Annotated in this window: 3 protein-coding genes and 1 pseudogene; 1 reads left to right on the top strand and 3 read right to left on the bottom strand. The window is 68.1% G+C overall.

The features are described 5' to 3' along the window. A pseudogene (locus AC1DU6_RS24945) lies at window positions 1-236 on the bottom strand (hypothetical protein); the annotation flags it as partial. A gap of 154 nt (window positions 237-390) precedes the next feature. After that, a complete protein-coding gene (locus AC1DU6_RS24940; protein WP_056204659.1) occupies window positions 391-792 on the bottom strand; it encodes a MerR family transcriptional regulator in 402 nt (133 codons plus the stop codon). 40 nt (window positions 793-832) lie between these two features. Between AC1DU6_RS24940 and AC1DU6_RS24935 the strand changes: the two genes are divergently transcribed. Beyond that, complete coding sequence (locus AC1DU6_RS24935) at window positions 833-1,891, top strand: MBL fold metallo-hydrolase (RefSeq protein WP_457319685.1); 1,059 nt, start codon at window positions 833-835, stop codon at window positions 1,889-1,891. A gap of 335 nt (window positions 1,892-2,226) precedes the next feature. Here the strand turns inward: AC1DU6_RS24935 and AC1DU6_RS24930 are convergent, their stop codons facing one another. After that, a complete protein-coding gene (locus AC1DU6_RS24930) occupies window positions 2,227-3,036 on the bottom strand; it encodes a M48 family metallopeptidase (protein ID WP_457319687.1) in 810 nt (269 codons plus the stop codon). Window positions 3,037-3,146: the final 110 nt, after the last annotated feature.

The raw sequence follows: 3,146 nt of genomic DNA, 5'->3' as shown, positions 1-3,146 counted from the left end.
GGCTTGCGCGGCGCGGCGGCTGGCGCCGGCGCTGGTGCGGGCGCCTGACGGTTGGCGCCCTTGTCGGCGTTGAGCTTGATCCAGTGGAAGACGGCGTCGGCCGCCTTCTGCGCACGCTCGAGGCTCTCGGCCTTGGGTGCTTCTTGTTGGGCGCTGGCCGCTTGGGCCAGCATCAGCAGGGCGCCCGCGATGGCGGGCAGGGCAAGCGCCAGGGTACGGCGCGGTCCGAGTGTCATGACAGCTCCACAAAGACATTTCGGCCGGTGGCAAATGCCACCTCGGTCGAGGGGCGGACTCTAGTCAGACTGTGGGATGGCGTCAGCGGGGTTTGTCCCGCATGCGACGCAATTTGAAGCCGCTCCCGGCAAAGCGTCACGCTTGGCCGATGGTTCAAGACCCCAGCAAGGCGCGGCAACGCTTCTCGTGCTGCTGGATCTCGGCCAGCGTGACTTCGATGTCGTGGCGCTGCTGTTCGAGCTGCTGGCGGTGCTGCGCCAGGATGGTGAGGAAGGCCCGCAACTGGGGCGCGGCGCTGGCCTGGCTGTCATACATGTCGACGAGCTGCTTGATCTCCTGCAGGGCCAGGCCCAGGCGTTTGCCGCGCAGCGTGAGCTTCAGCCGGGTGCGGTCGCGCGGCGTGTAGACGCGGTTGCGGCCCTTGCGGCCAGGCTCCAGCAGGCCCATGTCCTCGTAGAAGCGGATCGCACGCGGCGTGATGTCGAACTCGGCGGCGAGTTCAGTGATCGTGTAGGTCGTTTCGGTCGCGGCGGGGACAGGTCGGCGGGAGGGCATGGCTACACTCAATTGACGTAAACGTCAGTCTAGAGCGGTCATGGCCAATCCACGCGAATCCGAACTGCATTACCCCCTGGGCGATACCCTGCCCCAACCCGGCGAGGCGCTGGACCTGGCACCCGGCGTGCGCTGGGTGCGCATGGGCCTGCCCTTTGCGCTGGACCACATCAACCTGTGGCTGCTGCGTGACCGTCTCGATGGTCGCGAGGGCTGGACCATCGTCGACTGCGGCATCGCCAGCGACGACACACGCGCCAACTGGGAGCAGGTGTTTGCCGCGCACCTGGACGGTTTGCCCGTGCTGCGTGTCATTGCGACGCACTTCCACCCTGACCACCTCGGGCTCGGGCACTGGCTGACCGAGAAATGGAACTGCCGGTTGTGGATGAGCGCGACCGACTACAACCTCGCCCGCCTGGCCAGTGGCTCGACGGTGGGCATGGGCGGCGCTTCGGCAGCGGCCTTCTTTGGCAGCCATGGCCTGACCGACCCGGAGTCGCTGGAGAAGATCCGCGCCCGTGCCGACTACTACCCCAAGATGGTGCCGGTCGTGCCGGCCAGCTACCGGCGGCTGATGGATGGCAGCGAGATCGACATCGGCGGGCGCACCTGGCGCTGCATCGCCGGCTACGGCCACGCGCCCGAGCACATCAGCCTGTTCTGCGAAGAAGCCAAGCTGCTGATCAGTGGCGACATGGTGCTGCCGCGCATTTCGACGAATGTTTCCGTCGTCGACGTCGAGCCCGAGGCCGACCCGCTGACGCTCTATCTGGACTCACTCAAGCGCTACCTGGAACTGCCGGCCGACACGCTGGTGCTGCCCTCGCACGGCAAGCCCTTCACCGGCCTGCATGAGCGCATCGACCAGTTGCAGGAGCACCATGACGAGCGCCTCGCCGAGGTCATCGCCGCCTGCCGCGCCGAACCGACGCATGCGGCCGGCCTGCTGCCCGTGCTGTTCAAACGCAAGCTCGACCTGCACCAGACGACGTTCGCGATGGGCGAGGCGATCGCTCACCTGCACGCGTTGTGGCTCAAGGGCGAGCTGAAGCGCGAACTGGGCGCCGACGGCGTCTACCGCTTCTTGCCCGGCTGACGCCAGCGCCAAAGAGAAACGCCGCCGACGATCAAGATCGTGCGGCGGCGGTCCGGCTTAGCGCGGTACCTTCACTCCCTCCGGCTGGGCCGGCTGCGGGTACCTGTGTGACAGCGTCAGACGAAGTGTTGCGCTTTGTGAAGGCGGCAGGGTGACCGTGGCTCGGTAGTATTCACATGCAAGCCATTGCGGCGTCTTTCGGGCCGAGTGCCGGGCCGCCCCAAGCCGGCCCGCCTTGGCGATGTGCTTGCAGCTCAATGCTGCAAGCATCGCCGTCCCCCAGGGGGACCGGCCAGGTTGGCCGGCGTTCAGCCGGGCCAGACTGGACGAGGGGCCTACTGAACCACGATGGATTCCTCGCGCAGTGCATCGCGCGAGCGCTCGAAATCGGGCAGCACCGAGCGCACCGTGTCCCAGAACGCCGGGCTGTGGTTCATCTCGCGCAGATGGGCCAGTTCATGGGCGACGACGTAGTCGATGATGGCCGGCGCGAAATGGATGAGGCGCCAGTTCAGGCGTATGGAGCCGTCGGCGCTGGCGCTGCCCCAGCGCGTCTGCGCCGAGGACAGTCGCAGCGACTTCATGGCCACGCCGAGCTGGTCGGCGAACTGGCGGCAGCGCGGCAGGAAGTCCTCGCGCGCGCGGGCCTGCAGCCAGGACTGGGCCAGGTCGCGGATCTGCTCTGCCGAGGCGCCCAAGGGCAAGGGCAGGCGCAATTGGCGCGCGGCGGCATCCCACACCACCTCGCGCTCGGCAGGTGCCAGCACCAGCGTCAACGCTTCGCCGAGATAGGGCAGGCGGCCGCCGTCCAGCCACTCGATGCGCGACGCCTGGATGCGCTGCTGGCGTTCGCGCTGCTCGACGAGCTTGCGCAGGATCCAATCGCCCTTGTGATGCAGGGCGCGTTCGATCTCGTTGATGGGCACCCAGCGCGGTGCGCTGACGCGCAGGCCCTGCGGCCCGACGACGAAGCCGATCGAGCGCCGGCGCGCCCGCTTGAGTTCATAGCCGATGCGATGCTGGCCCAGCAGCAGCTCACGCCGCGCGCGCGGCGCGCCGGGCTCGGCTGGCGTGATCTCCGGCTCCACGTCGAACAGTGACAGCTGGCTGTCCTGCAGGAGTGGGGCCGGGCGCTTGGCGGGCATGGTGATCAGCGTTGGTTCGCCGCCGCGTCGCCGGCGACGCCGGCGGACGGAGGGTTGGCATAGGCCTCGGGGTCGAGGCGGCGCATCTCGGATTCGATCCAGTCCTTGAC

This window comes from Roseateles sp. P5_B10 (genome assembly GCF_056400485.1).
Note: the sequence above shows the minus strand (reverse complement) of the source record. Positions and strands in the feature narration are given on the sequence as shown.